The sequence below is a fragment of the Pseudomonas sp. HMSC076A11 genome (genome assembly GCF_001810205.1).
Taxonomy (GTDB): domain Bacteria; phylum Pseudomonadota; class Gammaproteobacteria; order Pseudomonadales; family Pseudomonadaceae; genus Pseudomonas; species Pseudomonas aeruginosa.
On the sequence record NZ_KV800281.1, the window covers coordinates 12976 to 32984 of the forward strand.

The 20009-nt window shown below is 66.7% G+C and carries 25 protein-coding genes and 1 pseudogene; 16 read left to right on the top strand and 10 right to left on the bottom strand.

All coding sequences use genetic code 11. From position 1 onward, the window contains the following. The first annotated feature begins 10 nt into the window (after positions 1-10). Both HMPREF2716_RS05615 and HMPREF2716_RS05620 read left to right on the top strand, forming a co-directional pair. The gene (locus HMPREF2716_RS05615; RefSeq protein ID WP_003083725.1) at positions 11-565 is read left to right on the top strand and encodes a cytochrome c oxidase assembly protein; all 555 of its coding nucleotides are present in this window, start codon (positions 11-13) and stop codon (positions 563-565) included. A gap of 10 nt (positions 566-575) precedes the next feature. Then, on the top strand, positions 576-1463 hold the full coding sequence (locus HMPREF2716_RS05620) for a cytochrome c oxidase subunit 3 (protein ID WP_003083728.1): 888 nt from the start codon (positions 576-578) through the stop codon (positions 1461-1463). 15 nt (positions 1464-1478) lie between these two features. On the opposite strand, the gene HMPREF2716_RS05625 is transcribed toward HMPREF2716_RS05620, so the two are convergent. Next, on the bottom strand, positions 1479-1688 hold the full coding sequence (locus HMPREF2716_RS05625) for a twin transmembrane helix small protein (RefSeq protein ID WP_003110653.1): 210 nt from the start codon (positions 1686-1688) through the stop codon (positions 1479-1481). 15 nt (positions 1689-1703) lie between these two features. Here HMPREF2716_RS05625 and HMPREF2716_RS05630 point away from each other — a divergent pair, with 15 nt between their 5' ends. The 5 genes from HMPREF2716_RS05630 (at position 1704) to senC (ending at position 5790) form a co-directional block, all read left to right on the top strand. Then, entirely contained in the window at positions 1704-2498 is a 795-nt protein-coding gene (locus tag HMPREF2716_RS05630) for an SURF1 family protein (RefSeq protein ID WP_023092256.1), read from the top strand. Further along, positions 2473-3051, top strand: coding sequence for a hypothetical protein (locus HMPREF2716_RS05635; RefSeq protein WP_003110655.1), 579 nt, complete (start codon positions 2473-2475; stop codon positions 3049-3051). The genes HMPREF2716_RS05630 and HMPREF2716_RS05635 overlap by 26 nt, the downstream gene beginning before the upstream one ends. A gap of 64 nt (positions 3052-3115) precedes the next feature. Beyond that, on the top strand, positions 3116-4189 hold the full coding sequence (locus HMPREF2716_RS05640) for a COX15/CtaA family protein (protein WP_023518246.1): 1074 nt from the start codon (positions 3116-3118) through the stop codon (positions 4187-4189). A gap of 25 nt (positions 4190-4214) precedes the next feature. Next, on the top strand, positions 4215-5129 hold the full coding sequence (cyoE, locus tag HMPREF2716_RS05645) for a heme o synthase (RefSeq protein WP_003083746.1): 915 nt from the start codon (positions 4215-4217) through the stop codon (positions 5127-5129). A 25-nt stretch (positions 5130-5154) separates the two neighbouring features. Beyond that, entirely contained in the window at positions 5155-5790 is a 636-nt protein-coding gene (gene senC / locus HMPREF2716_RS05650) for a cytochrome c oxidase copper chaperone SenC (protein ID WP_003083748.1), read from the top strand. Between the two features lie 39 nt (positions 5791-5829). Here senC and HMPREF2716_RS05655 read toward each other — a convergent pair whose 3' ends face one another. Further along, the gene (locus HMPREF2716_RS05655) at positions 5830-6282 is read right to left on the bottom strand and encodes a GNAT family N-acetyltransferase (protein ID WP_023518247.1); all 453 of its coding nucleotides are present in this window, start codon (positions 6280-6282) and stop codon (positions 5830-5832) included. 131 nt (positions 6283-6413) lie between these two features. Here HMPREF2716_RS05655 and HMPREF2716_RS05660 point away from each other — a divergent pair, with 131 nt between their 5' ends. From HMPREF2716_RS05660 to HMPREF2716_RS05690, 7 genes are all read left to right on the top strand, one after another. Beyond that, the gene (locus tag HMPREF2716_RS05660; RefSeq protein WP_003083753.1) at positions 6414-6887 is read left to right on the top strand and encodes a winged helix-turn-helix transcriptional regulator; all 474 of its coding nucleotides are present in this window, start codon (positions 6414-6416) and stop codon (positions 6885-6887) included. Between the two features lie 256 nt (positions 6888-7143). Continuing rightward, on the top strand, positions 7144-7872 hold the full coding sequence (locus HMPREF2716_RS05665) for an SDR family oxidoreductase (RefSeq protein WP_003083755.1): 729 nt from the start codon (positions 7144-7146) through the stop codon (positions 7870-7872). A gap of 24 nt (positions 7873-7896) precedes the next feature. Next, complete coding sequence (locus tag HMPREF2716_RS05670; RefSeq protein WP_003119512.1) at positions 7897-8484, top strand: 2-hydroxychromene-2-carboxylate isomerase; 588 nt, start codon at positions 7897-7899, stop codon at positions 8482-8484. A gap of 229 nt (positions 8485-8713) precedes the next feature. Beyond that, a complete protein-coding gene (locus tag HMPREF2716_RS05675) occupies positions 8714-10063 on the top strand; it encodes a C4-dicarboxylate transporter DctA (protein WP_003142411.1) in 1350 nt (449 codons plus the stop codon). 48 nt (positions 10064-10111) lie between these two features. Further along, complete coding sequence (locus HMPREF2716_RS05680; protein ID WP_003083762.1) at positions 10112-10798, top strand: FadR/GntR family transcriptional regulator; 687 nt, start codon at positions 10112-10114, stop codon at positions 10796-10798. 100 nt (positions 10799-10898) lie between these two features. After that, a complete protein-coding gene (locus HMPREF2716_RS05685) occupies positions 10899-11633 on the top strand; it encodes a GntR family transcriptional regulator (RefSeq protein ID WP_003117208.1) in 735 nt (244 codons plus the stop codon). A 179-nt stretch (positions 11634-11812) separates the two neighbouring features. Beyond that, positions 11813-12223 carry an aegerolysin family protein gene (locus tag HMPREF2716_RS05690; protein ID WP_003101225.1) on the top strand — a complete coding sequence of 137 codons (411 nt, stop codon included), beginning with the start codon at positions 11813-11815 and terminating at the stop codon, positions 12221-12223. 31 nt (positions 12224-12254) lie between these two features. Here HMPREF2716_RS05690 and HMPREF2716_RS05695 read toward each other — a convergent pair whose 3' ends face one another. From HMPREF2716_RS05695 to HMPREF2716_RS05710, 4 genes are all read right to left on the bottom strand, one after another. Further along, positions 12255-13163 (bottom strand): LysR family transcriptional regulator, encoded by a 909-nt coding sequence (locus tag HMPREF2716_RS05695; RefSeq protein ID WP_003083769.1) that lies wholly within the window; start codon positions 13161-13163, stop codon positions 12255-12257. A gap of 299 nt (positions 13164-13462) precedes the next feature. Next, positions 13463-13744: a type II toxin-antitoxin system toxin ParE gene (parE, locus tag HMPREF2716_RS05700; protein ID WP_023518248.1), complete on the bottom strand. Its 282-nt coding sequence runs from the start codon at positions 13742-13744 to the stop codon at positions 13463-13465. Further along, a complete protein-coding gene (locus HMPREF2716_RS05705) occupies positions 13741-13968 on the bottom strand; it encodes a CopG family ribbon-helix-helix protein (RefSeq protein ID WP_003083775.1) in 228 nt (75 codons plus the stop codon). Before HMPREF2716_RS05705 ends, parE begins: the two co-directional genes overlap by 4 nt. 175 nt (positions 13969-14143) lie before the next feature. After that, positions 14144-14764, bottom strand: coding sequence for a hypothetical protein (locus tag HMPREF2716_RS05710; protein WP_003101226.1), 621 nt, complete (start codon positions 14762-14764; stop codon positions 14144-14146). 100 nt (positions 14765-14864) lie between these two features. Between HMPREF2716_RS05710 and HMPREF2716_RS05715 the strand changes: the two genes are divergently transcribed. Both HMPREF2716_RS05715 and HMPREF2716_RS05720 read left to right on the top strand, forming a co-directional pair. Then, complete coding sequence (locus tag HMPREF2716_RS05715) at positions 14865-15365, top strand: LEA/WHy family protein (protein ID WP_003101228.1); 501 nt, start codon at positions 14865-14867, stop codon at positions 15363-15365. A gap of 72 nt (positions 15366-15437) precedes the next feature. Next, on the top strand, positions 15438-15779 hold the full coding sequence (locus HMPREF2716_RS05720) for a zinc ribbon domain-containing protein YjdM (protein ID WP_003101229.1): 342 nt from the start codon (positions 15438-15440) through the stop codon (positions 15777-15779). Positions 15780-15860: 81 nt separating this feature from the next. Here HMPREF2716_RS05720 and gabP read toward each other — a convergent pair whose 3' ends face one another. From gabP to bauA, 4 genes and pseudogenes are all read right to left on the bottom strand, one after another. Next, positions 15861-17288: a GABA permease gene (gene gabP / locus HMPREF2716_RS05725; protein ID WP_003083784.1), complete on the bottom strand. Its 1428-nt coding sequence runs from the start codon at positions 17286-17288 to the stop codon at positions 15861-15863. A 168-nt stretch (positions 17289-17456) separates the two neighbouring features. After that, positions 17457-18950 (bottom strand): CoA-acylating methylmalonate-semialdehyde dehydrogenase, encoded by a 1494-nt coding sequence (locus HMPREF2716_RS05730; RefSeq protein ID WP_003083788.1) that lies wholly within the window; start codon positions 18948-18950, stop codon positions 17457-17459. An 83-nt stretch (positions 18951-19033) separates the two neighbouring features. Then, positions 19034-19321, bottom strand: coding sequence for a beta-alanine degradation protein BauB (gene bauB / locus HMPREF2716_RS05735; RefSeq protein ID WP_003083790.1), 288 nt, complete (start codon positions 19319-19321; stop codon positions 19034-19036). Next, positions 19321-20009: pseudogene (gene bauA, locus HMPREF2716_RS05740) on the bottom strand (beta-alanine--pyruvate aminotransferase); the annotation flags it as partial. The gene bauB and the pseudogene bauA, both read right to left, overlap by 1 nt.

The following is a 20009-nucleotide window of genomic DNA, read 5'->3' on the forward strand; positions in this document are numbered from 1 at the left end:
GGAGCGCGCCATGAGCGATGCCAAGGTCGATACCCGCCGCCTGGTCGGCCGCCTGCTGCTGGTGACCGTGCTGATGTTCGCCTTCGGCTTCGCCCTGGTGCCGCTCTACGACGTGATGTGCCGCGCCCTGGGGATCAACGGCAAGACCGCCGGCAGCGCCTACAGCGGCGAGCAGCAGGTGGATGTCGGGCGCGAGGTGAAGGTGCAGTTCATGACCTCGAACAATATCGACATGGTCTGGGAGTTCCGCTCCGCCGGCGACCAGTTGGTGGTGCATCCCGGCGCGGTGAACCAGATGGTGTTCTACGCGCGCAACCCGAGCGACAAGCCGATGACCGCGCAGGCCATCCCGAGCATCGCCCCGGCCGAGGCCGCAGCCTACTTCCACAAGACCGAATGCTTCTGTTTCACCCAGCAGGTGCTGCAACCCGGCGAGAGCATCGAGATGCCGGTGCGCTTCATCGTCGACCGCGATCTGCCCAAGGATGTGCGGCACGTGACGCTGGCCTACACCCTCTTCGATATCACTGCGCGGAAGCCGCCCGTACCGGTTGCGGGACGATAAGGAGAACAACATGGCAAGCCACGAACACTATTACGTCCCCGCCCAGAGCAAGTGGCCGATCATCGCCAGCATCGGCCTGCTGGTGACGGTGTTCGGCCTGGGTACCTGGTTCAACGACCTCACCGCCGGCCACAAGGAATCCCATGGCCCGTGGATCTTCTTCGTCGGCGGGCTGATCATCGCCTACATGCTGTTCGGCTGGTTCGGCAACGTCATCCGCGAGAGCCGCGCCGGACTCTACAGCGCGCAGATGGACCGCTCGTTCCGCTGGGGCATGAGCTGGTTCATCTTCTCCGAGGTGATGTTCTTCGCCGCCTTCTTCGGCGCGCTGTTCTACGTCCGCCACTTCGCCGGTCCCTGGCTCGGCGGCGAGGGTGCCAAGGGCGTGGCGCACATGCTCTGGCCGAACTTCCAGTACAGCTGGCCGCTGCTGCAGACCCCGGACCCGAAGCTGTTCCCGCCGCCGAGCGCGGTGATCGAGCCGTGGAAGCTGCCGCTGATCAACACCATCCTGCTGGTCACCTCCAGCTTCACCGTGACCTTCGCCCACCACGCCCTGAAGAAGAACAAGCGCGGCCCGCTCAAGGCCTGGCTGGCGTTGACCGTGCTGCTGGGGATCGCCTTCCTGATCCTGCAGGCCGAGGAGTACGTGCACGCCTACAACGAGCTGGGCCTGACCCTCGGCGCCGGTATCTACGGCTCGACCTTCTTCATGCTCACCGGCTTCCACGGCGCCCACGTGACCCTCGGCGCGCTGATCCTCAGCATCATGCTGATCCGCATCCTGCGCGGTCACTTCGATGCCGAGCACCACTTCGGCTTCGAGGCCGCCAGTTGGTACTGGCACTTCGTCGATGTGGTCTGGATCGGCCTGTTCATCTTCGTCTACGTGATCTGACCGCCACCGGGGAAATCAGAAATGCCAGGGCGCGTGGCTGTTCAGCTCGCCGCTGTAGAAGCCCCAGGCGACCAGCGCCAGGGTCGCCGCGGCGAGCACCACGCGGACGGTCAGCGAATTGACCACGCGGGAACCATGGCCCTGGTCCTTGACCAGGAAGAACAGGCCGCTGAACAGGCTCACCAGGGTAGCCAGCAGTAGCAGGACGATCGCCACTTTCAACATGGTGGGACTCCGGCGATGGGGGGATTCATGCAGTATAGCCAGCGCCTCGGGGAGGCCGGACGCAATGACAGACGCAGCATGCGTGGCGCGTTCCGCCCCGGCCTGCTGCCGACCCTGGTGGTCCTCGGCCTGCTGCCGGTGCTGCTCTGGCTGGGCACCTGGCAGTTGCAGCGGGCCGACGAGAAGCGCGCCCTGCTGGCCAGCTACGAGGCCCGGCGCGGCGCCGAGCCGGTGTCGCCCGGGCAGCTAGAGGGGCTGCGCGACCCGGCGTACGTCCGCGTGCGCCTGCACGGCCGCTTCGACGAGCGGCATACGCTGCTGCTGGATAACCGGCTGCGCAACGGGCAGGCCGGGGTCGAGGTGCTGCAACCCTTCTACGACCAGGCCAGCGGCCTCTGGCTGCTGGTCAACCGCGGCTGGGTCGCATGGACTGACCGACGCTCGCCGCCGGCGCTGGAAACCCCCGACCGCGTCCTCCTGCTCGATGCCTGGACCTACCTGCCGCCACCCGGCGGCCTGCACCTGGCCGACGCGCCGGCCGGCGGCTGGCCGCGCCTGGTGACCCAGCTCGACATCCCGGCGCTGTGGCAGGCCTTCGGTCGCGCCGGGCTGCCCTGGGAAATCCGCCTGGAACCGGGCGACGCCAGCTTCGACACCGACTGGCCCCTGGTCTCGATGCCGCCGGAGCGGCACACCGGCTACGCCGTGCAGTGGTTCGCCCTGGCGACGGCCCTGCTCGCCCTCTACCTCTACCTCGGTGTGCGCCGCGCACGGGAGAAAAACCATGAGTCTCGCGATTCCGATGCCTGAACGTCCGCGCCGCGCCCGTGGCCGCCTGCAACTGCTGGCGATCATCGGCCTGGTGGTGGGGCCGATGCTGCTCGCCAGCGCCATGTACAAATGGAATTTCTGGGTTCCGCAGGGGCGCAGCTACAGCGGCGCGCTGATCGGCAACGGCCAGACCCCCGCCGACCTCGGCGTGCAGGGACGCAGCCAGGGCGAGCAGTGGCAACTGCTGGTGACCGCGCCGGGCACTTGCGGCGAGGACTGCCAGCAACTGGTCTACCTGGCCCGCCAGGTCAACATCGCCCTCGGCCGCGAAGCCTCGCGCGCCGGCCACGCCCTGGCCGCCAGCGGCGAGCTGCCGGCGGCCTTCGCCAACCTGGTGAGGCAGGACTACCCGCGCCTGCAGCGCTACGGCCTGGACCCGGCCCTGTACGACAAGGCCGGCGGCGGCGAGCGGCCGCTGCTGTGGGTGGTCGACCCGCACGGCAACCTGGTGCTGCGCTACGACGCCAAGGCCAACGGCAAGAAGCTGCTGAAGGACGTGCAACTGCTGCTCAAGCTCTCGCATATCGGTTGATCGGCGTGGCCGGCGCGGTTCCCGGCCCGATGAGGACAGAACGACAAGAAAAAGGGGCCCGCGAATGTCAGGCGCAACCCGCAAACCCGGTTTCACCGTCGCCGTGCTGGCGACCCTGCTGGCCGCCGTGGTGGTCCTGCTCGGCGCCTATACTCGGCTGACCCACGCCGGCCTCGGCTGTCCGGACTGGCCAGGCTGCTACGGCTTCGTCCACGTGCCGCTGAGCGAGGCGCAACTGGCCCACGCCGAACTGCACTTCCCCGACGCCCCGGTGGAGGCGCAGAAGGGCTGGAACGAGATGATCCACCGCTATTTCGCCGGCGCCCTCGGCCTGCTCATCCTTGGCCTGGCGTTGCATGCGCTGGTCCGCCGCGGGCGCGACGGCCAACCGCTGAAGCTGCCGCTGCTGCTGCTCGCGGTGGTGATCGCGCAGGCCGCCTTCGGCATGTGGACGGTGACCCTCAAGCTCTGGCCGCAGGTGGTCACCGCCCATCTGCTCGGCGGCTTCACCACCCTGGCGCTGCTCTTTCTCCTCGCCCTGCGCCTCTCCGGACGCTTCGCGGCGCGGCGCTACCCGGCGGCGACCCGCAGCCTGGCGGGGCTGGCCCTGCTCCTGGTGATCGGCCAGATCGCCCTCGGCGGCTGGGTCAGCAGCAACTACGCGGCGGTGGCCTGCATCGACCTGCCCACCTGCCATGGCGAGTGGTGGCCGCGGATGGACTTCGCCAACGGCTTCCACCTGACCCAGCACATCGGCCCCAACTACCTCGGCGGCCAGCTCGACAGCGACGCGCGCACGGCGATCCACATGACCCACCGGATCGGCGCGCTGTGCGTGACCCTGGTCCTCCTGCTGCTCGCCTGGCGCCTGCAGCGCAGCGGCCTGGTCTGGCCGACCGCGCTGATGCTGCTCGGCCTGTCGCTGCAGATCGGCCTGGGCATCAGCAACGTGCTGCTGCACCTGCCGCTGCCGGTGGCGGTGGCGCACAACGGCGGTGGCGCCCTGCTGCTGCTCAGCCTGGTGCTGGTCAACTATCGCCTGCGCGCGCCGGCCAGCGTCCGCGCGCCGGCACCGTCGCCGCAGCGCGTGCGCCGCACGCTGCCGCCGGCGCAAGGTTCGCGGCTGAAGGCCGCCTGACAGACAGAAGGATGGAGGTAAGGATATGGCCACCGTCATCGATCGCCACAGCCAGCCGACCTGGCGCGACTTCCTCGAACTGACCAAGCCCAAGGTCGTGGTGCTGATGCTGATCACCTCGCTGATCGGCATGCTGCTCGCCACCAAGGCGCCGCTGGATGGCTTCGTGCCCTGGCAGGTGCTGATCTTCGGCAACCTCGGCATCGGCCTTTGTGCCGGCGCGGCGGCGGCGGTCAACCATGTGGTGGACCGGCGCATCGACTCGATCATGGCGCGGACCCACAAGCGGCCGCTGGCCGAGGGCCGGGTGTCGCCGAGCATGGCGCTGGGCTTCGCGCTGCTCCTGGCGCTGGCCGGGATGGCCGTGCTGCTGGCCTTCACCAACCCGCTGACGGCCTGGCTGACCCTCGCCTCGCTGCTCGGCTACGCGGCGCTCTACACCGGCTTCCTGAAGCGCGCCACGCCGCAGAACATCGTCATCGGCGGGCTCGCCGGGGCGGCGCCGCCGCTGCTCGGCTGGGTCGCCATCACCGGCCACCTGAGCGCCGAGCCGCTGTTGCTGGTACTGATCATCTTCGCCTGGACCCCACCGCACTTCTGGGCGCTCTGCATCCACCGCAAGGACGAATACGCCAAGGCCGACATCCCGATGCTGCCGGTGACCCACGGCGAGCGCTACACCAAGCTGCACATCCTGCTCTATACCCTGGTGCTGTTCGCGGTGAGCCTGATGCCGTTCGTCATCCACATGAGTGGGCTGGTCTACCTGCTCTGCGCCCTGGCCCTGGGCGCGCGCTTCCTCGACTGGGCCTGGGCGCTCTACTGTGACAGCCGGCCACATGCGGCGATAAAGACCTTCAAGTACTCTATCGTCTACCTGTTCCTGCTGTTCATGGCGCTGCTGGTGGACCACTATCTGCCGCTGAAGCTGCTTCTCTGATCCCACTCTAGAGCCTTGCCCACCCATGACTCGAGTCAACAAGACCGTCCTCGTCCTCGTCGCCCTGGTCGCCCTGGTCCTCGGCCTCACCGTGCACAAGGTGCTCACCGCCCAGCGCCAGGCCGATCCCACCGTGCTGCTCGACGCCGGCATCGTGATCCTGCCGCAGACGCGCAAGGTGCCGGCGCTGGAGTTCACCAACCAGGACGGCCAGGCGGTCAGCACTGCCAGTCTCAAGGGTCGCTGGCACCTGCTGTTCTTCGGCTACACCTTCTGCCCCGATGTCTGCCCGACCACCCTCGCCCAGCTCCGCGAATTGCAGGGCAAGCTGCCGCAGGAGGTGCGCGACGACCTGCAGGTGGTATTCGTCAGCGTCGATCCGAACCGCGACACGCCGCAGCAGATCAAGCAATACCTGGGCTACTTCAACGCCGGCTTCCAGGGGCTCACCGGCACTCCGGAGAACATCCAGAAGCTGGCCAACGCCATGAGCATCCCCTACATCCCCGCCGACACCAGCAAGCCCAACTACACCGTCGACCACAGCGGCAACCTGGTGATCATCGGCCCGGACGGCGAGCAGCACGGCTTCATCCGAGCGCCGCTGAACAACGCCAAGCTGGAAGCCCAACTGCCCGGCGTGCTCAAGCCGCAGGCCTGATTCCCTTCCCTCCCTCCACCGTCCGCGGCGCTCCGGGCCTCAGGCCCGGCGCATGCCGATGTGCGGGATGTCGTCTTCCAGGTAGACCTCGGTGACCGCGACGAAGCCATAGCGGCCGTAGTAGGCCTGCAGGTGGGCCTGGGCCGAGAGGTACACCGGGGTATCCAGCCAGAGGCGCTCCGCCGCCTGCAGCGCGCGTTCCATCAACTGATGACCAAGCCCCTGGCCGCGCGCGGCCGAGGAACTGACCACCCGGCCGATCACCACCTGGCCCTCGTGGCGAACCGGGTCCAGCAGGCGCAGGTAGGCGAGCAACTGGCCGTCGCGCCAGGCCATCAGGTGATGGGTATCGCCGACCAGGTCGAGGCCGTCGACTTCCTGGTAGGGGCATTTCTGTTCCACCACGAAGACCGCGGTGCGCAATTGCAGCAGCGCGTAGAGTTCCTTCAGGGTGAGGTCGGCGTGGTGCTTGCAGGTCCAGTCGAGCGACATGGTCGGGATTCCGGGACAGGAGACAGGAACGCGGTTATGCCACGGGCGGCGGGCCGCTGGAAAGGCGTGGCCGGTCGGTTTCGTTTCAGAACCCACGCGACTATCCTTTGCCGAACGGCTGGAGGTGTCTCATGCGTTGGGAAGAACTGAGCGAACAACCCTGTTCGCTGGCGCGGGTGCTGGCGATCCTCGGCGATCGCTGGACCCTGCTGGTATTGCGCGACTGCTTTCTCGGCGTGCGCCGTTTCGACGACTTCGAGCGCAGCCTCGGCGTGACCCGTCACGTCCTCGCCGACCGCCTCAAGCGCCTTGTCGAAGCGGAGATACTGGCCAAGGTGCCCTACCAGGAAAGGCCGCTGCGCGAGGAATACCGGCTTACCGAGAAAGGGATGGAACTGTACCCGGCCATCCTTTCCCTGGTGAACTGGGGCGACCGCCACCTCGCCGGCGTCGAGGGGCCGCCACTCGAGCATGTGCACAAGCATTGCGGCCAGCACATGCATGGCGTGCTGGTCTGTTCCGAATGCGGCGAGCCGCTGCACGCGCGGGACGTGACGGTACGCGAGGGGCTGTTCTGGAAGGGGCGCCTGCTGCGGCGCGGCTGAGCGTTCCAGGCCTGGCCGCCGACGCGAATCGGCGGATAAACGCCGATGGCGTTACGGCAGGAAGGACGCTGTCGTACCAGGCTCCGCCGACCGGTCCCCGCTCTTCAGGGAGAGGACGTGCCGGGCAGGCCAGGACAGGCAGAGTAATTGGTGCGCGGATATCACTCGAGCCCTTGCCAGTTGACAAGTTCCTTTTAAGAACTGACTATCGTCGCTATTGGGTTCTAAAAAAGAACTAATAAGAGAGGCCTCTGCAATGACCCAGCGCAAAGCGGTTCTGGTAATGGGCGCCGGCGACGCCACCGGTGGCGCCATCGCCCGGCGGTTCGCCCGCGAGGGCTACGTGGCGTGCGTCGCCCGGCGCAACGCGGAGAAGCTGGAGCCGCTGGTGCAGGCCATCCGCGACCAAGGCGGCGAGGCCCTGGCCTGCGGCTGCGACGCACGCCAGGAGCAGCAGGTGATCGACCTCTTCGCCCGCATCGAGGGTGAGGTCGGTGCGCTGGAGGCGGTGATCTTCAACGTCGGCGCCAACGTCTGGTTCCCGATCACCGAAACCACCGAACGGGTCTATCGCAAGGTCTGGGAGATGGCCGCCTTCGGCGGCTTCCTCACCGGCCGCGAGGCGGCGCGGGTGATGCTGCCGCGGCAGCGCGGAACGATCATCTTCACTGGCGCCACCGCCTCGCTGCGCGGACGCGCGCATTTCGCCGCGTTCTCCGGCGCCAAGTTCGCCCTGCGTGCCCTGGCCCAGAGCATGGCGCGCGAGCTGGGGCCGAAGGGCATCCACGTCGCCCACCCGATCATCGACGGCGCCATCGACACCGACTTCATCCGCGAAACCCTGCCCGAGCTGTACAAGCGCAAGGAGCAGGACGGCATCCTCGATCCCGAGCACATCGCCGAGACCTACTGGCAGATCCACTGCCAGCCGCGCGACTGCTGGGTACACGAACTGGACCTGCGCCCCTGGATGGAAACCTTCTGATCCCCGCCACGGAAAGAGCCACGCATGAGCAAGCAAATCGAGTTCTTCTTCGACTTCGGCAGTCCCACCACCTACCTCGCCTGGACCCAACTGCCGCGCATCGCCGCCGCCCATGGCGCGAGCATCGCCTGGCGGCCGATGCTGCTGGGCGGCGTGTTCAAGGCCACCGGCAACCATTCGCCGATCGAGGTGCCGGCCAAGGGGCGCTACACCCTCCACGACCTGGCGCGCTATGCGAAACGCTACGGCGTGCCACTGGCCTTCAACCCGGCCTTCCCGATCAACACCCTGACGCTGATGCGCGGCGCCCAGGGCTACCTCGGCGGCGAAGGGTTCCAGCCCTACCTGAAAGCGGTGTTCGAAGCGTTGTGGGTACGACAGCAGAACCTCGGCAAGCCCGAGGTGGTCGCCCAGGTGCTGGCGGAGGCCGGGTTCGATCCGGATGAGTTCCTCCGCCTGGTTGGCGACGAGCAGGTCAAGGAGGGGCTCAAGGCGACCACCGAAGAGGCGGTGCGGCGCGGCGTCTTCGGCGCGCCCAGCTTCTTCGTCGGCGACCAGTTGTTCTTCGGCCAGGATCGCCTCGATTTCGTCGCCGAGGCCCTCGCCGGCTGACCTCCCCTTCCCCGCGGCGAGCCGCTCTGGCCCGCCGCCTTGCGCCATCCGAGCGCCCTTGTCCCGGCTGCGGCCCGCGCGGACCGTGGTTCCTGGCCATTCGTCGCGCCCGCCGATAGCGGCTTGTCAGGCTGACTTCTTTGCGTATAGGCTGAACTGGTCAGACCGGTAATACCACAATAAAAATGCGTTCATCGCCCGCCTCCGCGAGGCCCGATGGAAGCGCCGAATGGAGACTCCTGCGATGTTCATCAAGCGCTGTTCCCGCTCGATATTCCTGCAAGTCGTGATTGGCCTGGTGATAGGCGTGATCTGCGGGGTCGGCATTCCCGACCTGGCCGTGCAGATGAAGCCGCTGGGCGATGGCTTCATCAAGCTGATCAAGATGCTCATCGCACTGATCGTCTTCTGCGTGGTGGTCAACGGCATCTCCGGCGCCGGCGACCTGAAGAAGGTCGGCCGCATCGGCCTGAAGTCGGTGATCTACTTCGAAATCCTCACCACCATCGCCCTGGTCCTCGGCCTGGTGGTCGCCTACAGCCTGGGCCTGGGCAGCGGCGCCAACATCCATCTCAACGAACTGCCCGCCGGCGACGTCGCCCTGTATACCGGGCGCACCCAGGAAATCCATGGCCCCGTGGCATTCCTCATGGGCCTGATCCCGACCTCTGTGTTCAGCGCCTTCGCCGAGAACGACATCCTCCAGGTCCTGCTGTTCTCCGTGCTGTTCGGCAGCGCCCTGAACCTGGTCGGCGAGCAGGCCAGCGGCGTGGCCCGCCTGATCAACGAATTCAGCCACATCGTGTTCCGCATCATGGGCATGATCGTGCGCCTGGCACCGCTCGGCGTGTTCGGCGCGGTGGCCTTCACCACCGCCCGCTACGGCGTCGACTCGCTCAGCCACCTGGGCGCGCTGGTGCTGGTGTTCTACGCCACCTGCCTGGTCTTCGTCATGGCGGTGCTCGGTAGCGTCCTGCGTCTCTCCGGGGTGCGCATGCTGCCGTTCCTGCGCTACTTCCGCGAAGAGCTGCTGATCGTGATGGGCACCGCCTCCTCCGACGCGGTGCTGCCGCAGGTGATGCGCAAGCTCGAGCACATGGGCATCCGCAGCTCCACGGTAGGCCTGGTGATTCCCACCGGCTACTCGTTCAACCTCGACGGATTCTCGATCTACCTGACCCTGGCGGTGGTGTTCATCGCCCACGTCACCGGCACGCCGCTGGCGATGACCGACCTGATCACCATCCTGCTGGTTTCGCTGGTCACCTCCAAGGGCGCCCACGGCATTCCCGGCTCGGCCCTGGTGATCCTCGCCGCCACCCTCACCGCGGTGCCGGCGATCCCGGTGGCCGGCCTGGTGCTGGTGCTTTCGGTGGACTGGTTCATGGGCATCGGCCGCGCGCTGACCAACCTGATCGGCAACTGCGTGGCCACCGTGACCATCGCCCGCTGGGAAAACGACATCGATATGCCGCGCGCGCAGGCCATACTCGACGGGCGCCTGGAGGCGCCGGCCAAGGCCGACGGCGAGCCGCTCAAGCGCAGCGCGGTGGCCGGGGAAGGCAAGCTGCATGGCTGACGCGCCGAGGCGCGTTGCACGTCCGATTGGCAAGTAAAGGGAGGCGACATGTTTTCTTCGTCCAAGCTGGTCAACGCGGTTGCCCAGCGCCTGCTCGACACCATCGAGCAGGGTCGCTGGGTCGCCGGCCAGATGTTGCCCGGCCAGCGCGAGCTGGCTGAGCAGATGGAAATCAGCCGGCCGAGCCTGCGCGAGGCGATCATGGTCCTGGAGACCCTGGGCGTGGTCCGTTCGCTGCCGGGCAAGGGCGTGATGGTCCTCGAACGCAGCGAACCGCTGCGCGAGGTCGCGGCGCCCGGCGAGGCGACCATGGAAGACGTCCTGCAACTGCGCTATGCGCTGGAGCCGTTCATCGTCGGCATCGTCGCGCAGAGCGCCGGGGCGGCGGAGATCAGCGAACTGCGGCTGTTGCTGCTGGACCTGCGCGAAGCGGTCGAGGATGGCGACCCGCAGGCTCTGGTTGAGGCCTACACGGCCTTCCACCGGCGCCTGGTGAAGCTCACCTCGAACCCGATCTTCCTCAGCGTTTCCGAACAGATCGGCAGCGCCCTGGAACGCAGCGACAACCTGGTGCGCCGCCAGCCGGAATACGCCGAGGAGATCCTCCAGGAACACGACGCCATCCTCCGTGCGATCCGCCAGCACGACAGCGAGCGGGCGAGCCAGGCGATGCGCCAGCACATCCTCAACGAAGGCGCGCGCCTGAACATCGACCTGCGCTTGCCGCAGGTCTGATCGCCCGCGCCAGGGTTCCAACCCGGGACCGTCGCGGCGCCCGGACGGCTTTCGTCCGCCGCCTGCGAAGGCCCACAAGCACGACTCGACAGGTGTGAACATGGTCGGATTCGAAGCACGTACCCAGCAGGGCGCCGCGCTGCGCCCCACCAGCCATTTCGTCTACGAAAGCATCTACACGGCAATCCTGGAAAAGCGCCTGGCGCCGGCCGCCAAGCTGAGCAAGGAAACCCTCGGGCAGATCTTCCGGGTCAGCAACGGCACCATCCAGCGTGCCCTCACCCGTCTCGCCGAGGACGGCGCGGTGGTGATGCCGCCGAAGGAGGTCGCCAGCGTCGCCCGCCCGGACGAGCGCCAGGCGCGGCAGGTGCTGGACGCGCGCCTGCTGGTGGAAAGCGAAGTGGTGCGGCAACTGCCCGCGGGGCTGGATCCCGCCGCCCTTGCCGAGCTACGGGCGCTGGTCGACGAGGAGCAGGCTTGCCTCGCGGCCCGCGACAGCGCCGGGCTGATCCGTCTCGCCGGGCGCTTCCACCTGCGCCTGGCCGAACTGACCGAGAATCCCTTGCTGCAGGGTTTCGTCCGTGGCCTGGTGGCACGCGCCTCGCTGGACATCGCGCTGAACAAGGGGGCGGTCTATACCGCCGAGGCCTGCGCCGCGCAGCGCGCCCTGCTCGATGCCCTGGAGGACGGCGACAGCGCGGCGGCGGCTGCGCTGATGGACGCTTACCTGCGAGGCCTGTTCGCCCGCATGCGCTTCCTGCCGCCACCCACCACCGACCTGCGCGAGGCATTCGGCATGAAGGCCCCTCGCGGGGAAAAACGCCGGAGGGCCTGACCTCCCCGGCCGCCGCCTAGCAGATCTGGCAGGCGGTGGTGGCTGGTGGCCAGCCTATAGTGAAGCGGGTCAGGGATGGCGCCGTGCTGGTCGAAGTAGCCAAGGGTCCGTTGTGAGCGCCCGGTCCTGTCCGTGACGTCCTACAGGAAGCTGTGAACGCATGGTTAACGGAGATCGACATGGCATACGCAGAATGGATCGCAGTGAAGGTCGTGGTATCCAAATCCATCGGCACGGTGGGCATCCGCAACGCCACCTTGCAATGGGGCAAGTTCTACCGCTACACCAACAAGGACGACGAGATTTCCACCGAGGAAGTCAGCAGCATGAACGTGCAGGCCGGCAGCCCGCAATGGATCGCCTCCTGCGGACGGGAGAACGCTTCGTCCGGCACCCAGGGCAGCTTCGACTGCTACGACGGCAACACCAAGATGGGCACCTTCAGCTGGGATGACCCGTGGAAATCCGGCGCCACCAACACCTGGAGCTTCACGCCGGCATCGGCGGACTATGCCGGCATCACCAGCGGCGGCAACGCTACGGGCACGGACATCGGCGAGGTCACCCTGACCCTCGGCCGCTTCTCCTGACGGTACCTGGAGCTGGCCGGCAGTCCGTCGGTCAGCTCCAGCGCTCATCCCCGTCCGTGGCGAACGCTCGCCGCAGCGCCTCGATGGCGACCTTCACCTTGGCCGGCTGGGCCTCGCGCCGTGGCGTCACCGCATAGATGCCGAGCCCGGGAATCCTCCACTCCGGCAATAGCTGTTGCAGGCGCCCGTCGTTCAGCGCGTCGCGCACCTCCGGCAGCGGCTGGTAGGACACGCCGAGTCCGTCGAGGGTGAACTGACGCACCGCGAGCATCCCGTTGGCGGCCACCCGTGGCTCCAGGCGCAGTTTGCAGACTTCCCCGCCCGGCCCGCTGAGCGTCAGGTGGTTGAGGTGGTTCGAGGTGTTCAGGGAAATCCAGTCGACCTCGGTCAACTGCTCCGGACGGTTGATCGGCGCCCGTTGGCGCAAATAGGCCGGCGCCGCGCAGAGCACGCTGCTCCAATCGCCGAGGTGGCGCGCCACCAGGCTGGAGTCGGCGAGATTGCCGACGCGTATCGCCAGGTCGATGCGCTCGGCGACCAGATCGATGCGCTCGTCCTGGAAGAACAGCTGCAGGCGCAATTGGCGGTGGTTCTCCAGCAACGGTTTCAGCGCCTGGGTGATCAGCGTGCCGGAGAACCCCACCGGCGCCGCCAGGCGCAACTCACCCACCGGCGCATCGCGCCATTCGCCAAGCCGCCGCTCGGCTTCCTCGGCGATCGCCAGCATCTGCGCGCAACTGCGATAGAACGCCTCGCCGGCCTCGGTCAGGGTCAGCCGGCGGGTGGTGCGATGCAGCAAAGTGACCTGGGCGCGGCTCTCCAGCTTGCGGATCTGCTGGCTGACTGCCGAAGGGGTCATGCCCAGGCTCTGGGCCGCGGCTGCCATCGAGCCCTTGTCCACCACAGTGGCGAAGATCGCCATGCCTTTCAGCGAATCCATGCCGGTTCCTCCTTGCGGGAGACTGCGCCTGGGGAAAAATCACCGGAAAAAGCGCGAGAAAGCATGCCCAGCGGGCGAGGTCGTCGGGTTACGGAAAAATACGGACGCGTATGGGAGCGAAGCATGAGTCAGCCAAAGAACTAATCAGGTCGCAGTGGTCGCAAGTTGGTCGCCCTCATTGGCCCGGTCGAAAAATGTCCATTTTTTGTGAGTTATGGATGTTTTGTCCGAAATAAGCTGCTCAGTACAAGTCAAGGAAAATATTCATTTTGAAACATCTTGTAACCGTGTGACCACTTTCAGGGGGTAATTTCGATCCTGTCGATGCGCAAAATCTGGATTTCCTTGCCTTTAACCCGAAACGGGGCGCTGAACGGCCAGCGCTCCAGGGGCAGGGTGCGTACGCCTGGCACCTCGCTGGGCCGCCCTGCCCCCTGGTTGGCTACCTGCTGCAGCGGTTTCACCTGCTCGACAATGTCCTGAACGGCTTTCAGAGCTTTTTCCGGGCCGATCAGCACGACGTAATGGTCGTAGATGGCGTCCAGGTCGGCGGCCGCCTTGCGGGTCCACTTCAGGCTCATTGCAGCCCCCAGCGCTTCTCGATCTCGGTGTGTTCCAGCAGGCGACCGGCATTGGCATCGGCCAAGCCTTCATCGATGGCAGCGACCTGCCACTGCTGCCTTTCCAGGTACTGCGCGAGCGCCTGCCGCAGGTGGTAGGGGCGGTCGCGGTGGGTGGCGCGGGCCAGTTCGTCGAGGGCCGCGACCAGGGCGTCATCGGCGCGGAACGAGACTACGGTGCTCATTTTCTGATCAGCTTCGTTTTCGATGTATACGGTGTTTACAGTGAAAACGAATGTATACGAAAGCTTTCGGGCGAGCAATCGCCCGGCTGTTTCGTCCGTCGAAAAAACCTTTATCGATCAGTGGGTTGAATGAGGAGCCCGCCCCGAGCGGGGCGGGCGGAAGGACGGCGTGGGATTACCAGGCCTGGTTGAAGTGGAAGCCCTGCCTGGGCGAGAAGCGGGTGTTGACGAGCTTGTAGCCTTCCTCGCCGCGTGGCTTGACCAGCGAGACCTGGCCGACCTGCGGTTGGGTGATCTGTTGCAGGGTGGTCAGGCTGGCCTGCTTGAGCACCTCGGGGTTCTTCGCCCAGTCCTTCACTTCGCGTGGCTTGACCTCGACGGTGACCAACCAGCCCTTTTCCACGGCCGGGCCGTAGTCGTCGGGCTTGGCGGGGTCCACCGAACGGACGCTGACGTCGAAGCCGCTGCTGTAGCAGAAGGCCTTCGACTCGGGCTTGTAGTCCTCGCGGCCGGCGGGCGTGAGGTCGTAGGAATCGCCGTCGCGGCGCAGCAGGCCGACGCCGACCAGCGCGTCGTAGACCGCGGCGTTGCCTTTCGCCGGGCCGGGGCCGGAGAAGCTGTCGGAGAGCGTCACCGGGAACGTCTTGAACAGGGTGGAGCTGGCGCAGGCGGGTTTGTCGAAGCCGCGCTCGGCGAGCAGGCGGGCGATCTCCTCGCTGGACGGAGCGGAGTCCGAGCAGGCGGCGAGGAACAGTGGGAGGGCGGCGACGAGGCCGCGCAGAACGCGTGTAGGCATGGGCATGTCCTTTGTCCATTGGCGCAGCCGGATCGGCTGCGCGGCGAATTCTAGCGGCTGTGGCACCATGGGCGCACATTCGACCCAAGGAGGAGAACCCATGCGCCTGCCTGCGAACCTCGGCCGCCTGCTGCCGGCCCTGTGCCTGGGCGTCCTGTTGAGCGCCTGCAGCACCTTCGGCCAGCGCGATCCGTTGCGTATCGACCTGGTCGGCCTGGAACCCCTGCCGGGGCAAGGCATGGAAATGCGCTTCATGGTCAAGCTGCGGGTACAGAACCCCAACGACGAGCCGATCGAATACAACGGCATCGCCCTCGACCTCGACGTCAACGGCCAGCCCCTGGCCAGCGGCGTCAGCGACCAGACCGGCGAGGTGCCGCGCTTCGGCGAGCGGGTGGTGAGCGTGCCGCTGACCGTCTCCGCCTTTTCCGCCTTCCGCCAGGCCTGGGGCCTGAGCAACAACGCTCCGACCCGGGGCATGCCCTACGTGGTGAAGGGCAAGCTCGCCGGAGGCCTGTTCGGCACCGTGCGCTTCAGCGAAAAGGGCACCCTCGACTTCTCCGGGCCGGCCGTCGGCGCGCCGAAGACCAAGGGGCTCTGAGGCGGTTCGGCAGGGGAGCGAGAAACCCTATATAATCTGCGGTTTTCGTCCCCCTGCTGAAGAGAGAATGCCGTGAGCACGCTGCCGCCCTGTCCCCAATGCAACTCCGAATACACCTACGAGGATGGTGCGCTGCTGGTCTGCCCGGAGTGCGCCCATGAATGGTCGCCGAACGAGGCCGCTACGGCGTCCGATGATGGCAAGGTGATCAAGGATTCGGTGGGCAACGTTCTCCAGGACGGCGATACCATCACCGTGATCAAGGACCTGAAAGTGAAAGGCTCCTCGCTGGTGGTGAAGGTCGGCACCAAGGTGAAGAACATCCGCCTGGTGGACGGCGACCACGACATCGATTGCAAGATCGACGGCATTGGCGCGATGAAGCTGAAATCGGAATTCGTCAGGAAGGTCTGAGACGACCTTGCCTGAAGAAGCCCGGCCATTGGCCGGGCTTTTCTTTGGAGGGCTGTCTGGGTTCTTCCCCCGGTGGTGGACTCAGACCCGCGCCGTCTTCCCGGCGTAGTCCTCGCCGAGGCGCGGCTTGCGTCGCGCGTTGAGCAGCCCGAGGCAGACGGTGAAGATCGTCAGCAGAGCGGTGGCGAACACCTCGTGACGGTGCTCCGGCATGATCAGCATGATGCTCAGCGCGGCGACGATGAACAGGATCACCGCCCAGGTCAGCCAGGGATATAGCCACATGCGGAACTCGATGGGCTGGCCGCTGGCCTGCAATTGCTTGCGCATGCGCAACTGGGCCACGGCGATCACCAGGTACACCAGTAGCGCCACGGCGCCGGAGCTGGCGAGGAGGAAGGTGAAGACCTTCTCCGGTGCGAAGTAGTTGACGATGGTGGTGAGGAAGCCCACCGCGGTGCTGGCCAGCACCGCCGGGCGTGGTACGTGGGCGGTGTTGGTCAGCTTGAGCACGCTTGGGGCGTCGCCGCGCTTGGCCAGGGAGAAGACCATCCGCGACGAGGTGTAGATCGCCGAGTTCAGGCAACTGGCCACGGCGACCAGTACCACCAGGTCGACGATCAGCTTGGCGTGCGGGATGTCCAGCAGCTCCAGGGCGCGCTGGTAGGAGCCGACCTGGATCAGCAGCGGGTCGTTCCACGGCACGATGGAGATCACGATGAAGATCGACACCAGGTAGAACAGGCCGATCCGCCAGATCACCGAGTTGGTGGCGCGGGTGATCTGCTTCGCCGGGTCCTTGGACTCGGCGGCGGCGATGGTGACGATCTCGGTGCCCATGAAGCTGAACATGGTCGTCAGCAGGGCGCCGAGCACCGCGCCGTAGCCGTTCGGCACGAAGCCGCCGTGGCTCGCCATCAGGCTGGACAGGCCGCTGACCTCACGCTCCGGCAGGCCGCCGACGATGGCCACCGCGCCGAGCACGATGAAGGCGATGATGGCGATCACCTTGAGCAGCGCGAACCAGAACTCGAACTCGCCGTAGCGGGCCACGCTGAAGAGGTTGGTGACGGTGAGCAGGAAGGTCACCGCGAGGGCGAAGATCCAGGTGTCGATGGCCGGGAACCAGGCGTTGAGGATGGCCGCGGCGGCGATCGCTTCGAGTGGGATCACCAGCACCCAGAACCACCAGTAGAGCCAGCCGATGGTGAAACCGGCCCAGCGGCCGATGGAGCGGTCGGCGTAGGTGGAGAAGGAACCGGTATCGGGGGAGGCGACCGCCATTTCGCCGAGCATGCGCATGACCAGCACCACCAGGGTGCCGGCGATCAGGTAGGCGAGCAGGGCGGCCGGGCCGGCGGCGGCGATGGCATGGCCGGAGCCGACGAACAGGCCGGCGCCGATCACCCCGGCGATCGACAGCATGGTGACGTGGCGTTGTTTCAGGCCGGGCGCGAGCGAGGCGTTGCGCTTGTTCGGCAGTTGTGAAGCCAGTACGACTTTGGACATCGTTGAGACCCTTTAATTGTTCTTGGGCAAGGTCTGGGCCGCCTTGTGGGCGACGCCATGGGTGCGGCCGTGGGTGAGGTTTCACGGCGGTGGAACGTTGCGGACTCCTGATTGCGGAAAAAGAAAAAAGGCATGGTCGTTACCGACCATGCCTGTCGTCGTCAGCCTTCAGAGGCTGGGGAAGGCGAATTGCGAGGCCTCGTGGCTGGCCCGCTGCGGCCAGCGCTGGGTGATGGCCTTGCGCCGGGTGTAGAAGCGCACGCCGTCCGGGCCGTAGGCGTGGAGGTCGCCGAACAGCGAGCGCTTCCAGCCGCCGAAGCTGTGGTAGGCCACCGGCACCGGCAGCGGGACGTTGACGCCGACCATGCCGACCTCGATCTCGTCGCAGAACAGGCGTGCGGCCTCGCCGTCGCGGGTGAAGATGCAGGTGCCGTTGCCGTATTCGTGGTCGTTGATCAACTGCATGGCCTCTTCCAGGCTGTTGACGCGAACCACGCACAGCACCGGGCCGAAGATCTCTTCCTTGTAGATGGTCATTTCCGGGGTCACCCGGTCGAACAGGCTGCCGCCGAGGAAGAAGCCGTTCTCGTGGCCGGCGACCTGGTAGCCGCGGCCGTCCACCACCAGCTCCGCGCCCTGGGCCACGCCGCTGTCGATGTAGCCGGTGACCTTGGCCTGCGCGGCGGCAGTGACCAGCGGGCCCATGTCGAGGCCGCAGGAAGTGCCGGCGCCGATCTTCAGCGCCTTGATCTGCGGAACCAGCTTGGCGATCAGCGCGTCGGCCACCTGGTCGCCGACGCATACCGCCACCGAGATCGCCATGCAGCGCTCGCCGCAGGAGCCGTAGGCGGCACCCATCAACGCGCTGACGGCGTTGTCGAGGTCGGCGTCGGGCATCAGCACCGCATGGTTCTTCGCGCCGCCCAGGGCCTGCACGCGCTTGCCGCGCTTGGTGCCCTCGGCATAGATGTATTCGGCGATGGGGGTCGAGCCGACGAAGCTGATGGCCTTCACTTCCGGCGCCTGGAGTAGGCCGTCCACGGCTTCCTTGTCGCCGTGCACCACGTTCAGCACGCCCTTCGGCAGGCCGGCTTCGTGGAACAGCTCGGCGATCAGCAGGGTGGAGCTGGGGTCGCGCTCGGAGGGCTTGAGGATGAAGGTGTTGCCGCAGGCGATGGCCAGCGGGTACATCCACAGCGGCACCATCGCCGGGAAGTTGAACGGGGTGATCCCGGCGACCACGCCGATCGGCTGGAAGTCGCTCCAGGCGTCGATGTTCGGGCCGACGTTGCGGCTGTACTCGCCCTTGAGGATTTCCGGGGCGGCGCAGGCGTACTCGACGTTCTCGATGCCGCGCTTGAGTTCGCCGGCGGCGTCTTCCAGGGTCTTGCCGTGCTCTTCGCTGATCAGCTTGGAAATCCGCGCCTCGTTCTGCTCCAGCAGTTGCTTGAAGCGGTACAGCACCTGTGCACGCTTGGCCGGCGGGGTGTTGCGCCAGGCCGGGAAAGCGGCCTTGGCGGCATCGATGGCTTTCTGCAGGGTCTTGCCGTCGGCCAGCGGGACCTTGTGGATGGCTTCGCCGGTGGAGGGGTTGAAGACGTCGGCGCTGCGGCCGTTGTCGGCGACCATTTCGCCGTTGATCAGGTGGTGGAGGGTGCCCATCTTGTCTTGTTCTCTCTTCGCTAGGGGTGACGAAAGGGCCGTGGCCCTTTCCCTTTACCCGCTCCCTGGGGAGCGGGTGCGGATTACTTGATCTCGGTCTCGACGAAGACCACTTCGTGTGCGCTGGCGTTGATCACGTTGTGCTCGACGCCGGCCTTGCGGAAGTAGGCCTGTCCGGCGACCAGCGGCGCGTGGCGGTCGCCCTCGGGGGTTTCCAGCAGCAGCGTGCCGTCGGTCAGCGGTACCACCACATAGTCGTGGCCGTGGCGGTGGCGCCCGGTTTCCGCGCCGGGGGCGAAGCGCCATTCGGTCACGATCACCTCGGCGTTGTCCACCTGCACGGTGGGTACGGCTTGCGGGCGGCCGCTCATCAGGCGATGCCGTTGAGCGCTTCGCCGACCGCGTCGAACAGGCGGTCCAGCTCTTCCGGCCTGGCGTTGAAGGTCGGGCCGAATTGCAGGGTATCGCCGCCGAAGCGCACGTAGAAACCCTGTTGCCAGAGCTTCATGCCGGCCTCGAACGGACGTACGGTCGGATCGCCGTCGCGCGGGGCGATCTGGATCGCGCCGGCCAGGCCGCAGTTGCGGATGTCGATGACGTTCTTCGCGCCTTGCAGGCCGTGCAGGCCCTTCTCGAAGTGCGGCGCCAGCTCGGCGGACTGCTGCACCAGGTTGTCCCTGGCCAGGATGTCCAGCGCGGCGAGGCCGGCGGCGCAGGCGACCGGGTGCGCGGAGTAGGTGTAGCCGTGGCTGAACTCCACCGCGTGCTCGGGCAGCGCCTGGTTCATGAAGGTGTCGTAGATCTCGCTGCTGGCGATCACCGCGCCCATCGGCACGGCGCCGTTGGTGACCTGCTTGGCGACGTTCATCAGGTCCGGGGTGACGCCGAAGTACTCGGCGCCGCTGTAGGTGCCCAGGCGGCCGAAGGCGGTGATCACCTCGTCGAAGATCAGCAGGATGTTGTGCTGGTCGCAGATCTCGCGCAGGCGCTGCAGGTAGCCGACCGGCGGTACCAGTACGCCGGCGGAGCCGGACATCGGCTCGACGATCACCGCGGCGA

What these genes read in the sequence shown, in the direction of transcription:
- HMPREF2716_RS05615 (WP_003083725.1), top strand. Translation starts at nt 11, where the DNA reads ATGAGCGATGCCAAGGTCGATACCCGCCGCCTGGTCGGCCGCCTGCTG.
- HMPREF2716_RS05620 (WP_003083728.1), top strand. Translation starts at nt 576, where the DNA reads ATGGCAAGCCACGAACACTATTACGTCCCCGCCCAGAGCAAGTGGCCG.
- HMPREF2716_RS05625 (WP_003110653.1), bottom strand. Translation starts at nt 1,688, where the DNA reads ATGTTGAAAGTGGCGATCGTCCTGCTACTGCTGGCTACCCTGGTGAGC.
- HMPREF2716_RS05630 (WP_023092256.1), top strand. Translation starts at nt 1,704, where the DNA reads ATGGGGGGATTCATGCAGTATAGCCAGCGCCTCGGGGAGGCCGGACGC.
- HMPREF2716_RS05635 (WP_003110655.1), top strand. Translation starts at nt 2,473, where the DNA reads ATGAGTCTCGCGATTCCGATGCCTGAACGTCCGCGCCGCGCCCGTGGC.
- HMPREF2716_RS05640 (WP_023518246.1), top strand. Translation starts at nt 3,116, where the DNA reads ATGTCAGGCGCAACCCGCAAACCCGGTTTCACCGTCGCCGTGCTGGCG.
- cyoE (WP_003083746.1), top strand. Translation starts at nt 4,215, where the DNA reads ATGGCCACCGTCATCGATCGCCACAGCCAGCCGACCTGGCGCGACTTC.
- senC (WP_003083748.1), top strand. Translation starts at nt 5,155, where the DNA reads ATGACTCGAGTCAACAAGACCGTCCTCGTCCTCGTCGCCCTGGTCGCC.
- HMPREF2716_RS05655 (WP_023518247.1), bottom strand. Translation starts at nt 6,282, where the DNA reads ATGTCGCTCGACTGGACCTGCAAGCACCACGCCGACCTCACCCTGAAG.
- HMPREF2716_RS05660 (WP_003083753.1), top strand. Translation starts at nt 6,414, where the DNA reads ATGCGTTGGGAAGAACTGAGCGAACAACCCTGTTCGCTGGCGCGGGTG.
- HMPREF2716_RS05665 (WP_003083755.1), top strand. Translation starts at nt 7,144, where the DNA reads ATGACCCAGCGCAAAGCGGTTCTGGTAATGGGCGCCGGCGACGCCACC.
- HMPREF2716_RS05670 (WP_003119512.1), top strand. Translation starts at nt 7,897, where the DNA reads ATGAGCAAGCAAATCGAGTTCTTCTTCGACTTCGGCAGTCCCACCACC.
- HMPREF2716_RS05675 (WP_003142411.1), top strand. Translation starts at nt 8,714, where the DNA reads ATGGAGACTCCTGCGATGTTCATCAAGCGCTGTTCCCGCTCGATATTC.
- HMPREF2716_RS05680 (WP_003083762.1), top strand. Translation starts at nt 10,112, where the DNA reads ATGTTTTCTTCGTCCAAGCTGGTCAACGCGGTTGCCCAGCGCCTGCTC.
- HMPREF2716_RS05685 (WP_003117208.1), top strand. Translation starts at nt 10,899, where the DNA reads ATGGTCGGATTCGAAGCACGTACCCAGCAGGGCGCCGCGCTGCGCCCC.
- HMPREF2716_RS05690 (WP_003101225.1), top strand. Translation starts at nt 11,813, where the DNA reads ATGGCATACGCAGAATGGATCGCAGTGAAGGTCGTGGTATCCAAATCC.
- HMPREF2716_RS05695 (WP_003083769.1), bottom strand. Translation starts at nt 13,163, where the DNA reads ATGGATTCGCTGAAAGGCATGGCGATCTTCGCCACTGTGGTGGACAAG.
- parE (WP_023518248.1), bottom strand. Translation starts at nt 13,744, where the DNA reads ATGAGCCTGAAGTGGACCCGCAAGGCGGCCGCCGACCTGGACGCCATC.
- HMPREF2716_RS05705 (WP_003083775.1), bottom strand. Translation starts at nt 13,968, where the DNA reads ATGAGCACCGTAGTCTCGTTCCGCGCCGATGACGCCCTGGTCGCGGCC.
- HMPREF2716_RS05710 (WP_003101226.1), bottom strand. Translation starts at nt 14,764, where the DNA reads ATGCCTACACGCGTTCTGCGCGGCCTCGTCGCCGCCCTCCCACTGTTC.
- HMPREF2716_RS05715 (WP_003101228.1), top strand. Translation starts at nt 14,865, where the DNA reads ATGCGCCTGCCTGCGAACCTCGGCCGCCTGCTGCCGGCCCTGTGCCTG.
- gabP (WP_003083784.1), bottom strand. Translation starts at nt 17,288, where the DNA reads ATGTCCAAAGTCGTACTGGCTTCACAACTGCCGAACAAGCGCAACGCC.
- HMPREF2716_RS05730 (WP_003083788.1), bottom strand. Translation starts at nt 18,950, where the DNA reads ATGGGCACCCTCCACCACCTGATCAACGGCGAAATGGTCGCCGACAAC.
- bauB (WP_003083790.1), bottom strand. Translation starts at nt 19,321, where the DNA reads ATGAGCGGCCGCCCGCAAGCCGTACCCACCGTGCAGGTGGACAACGCC.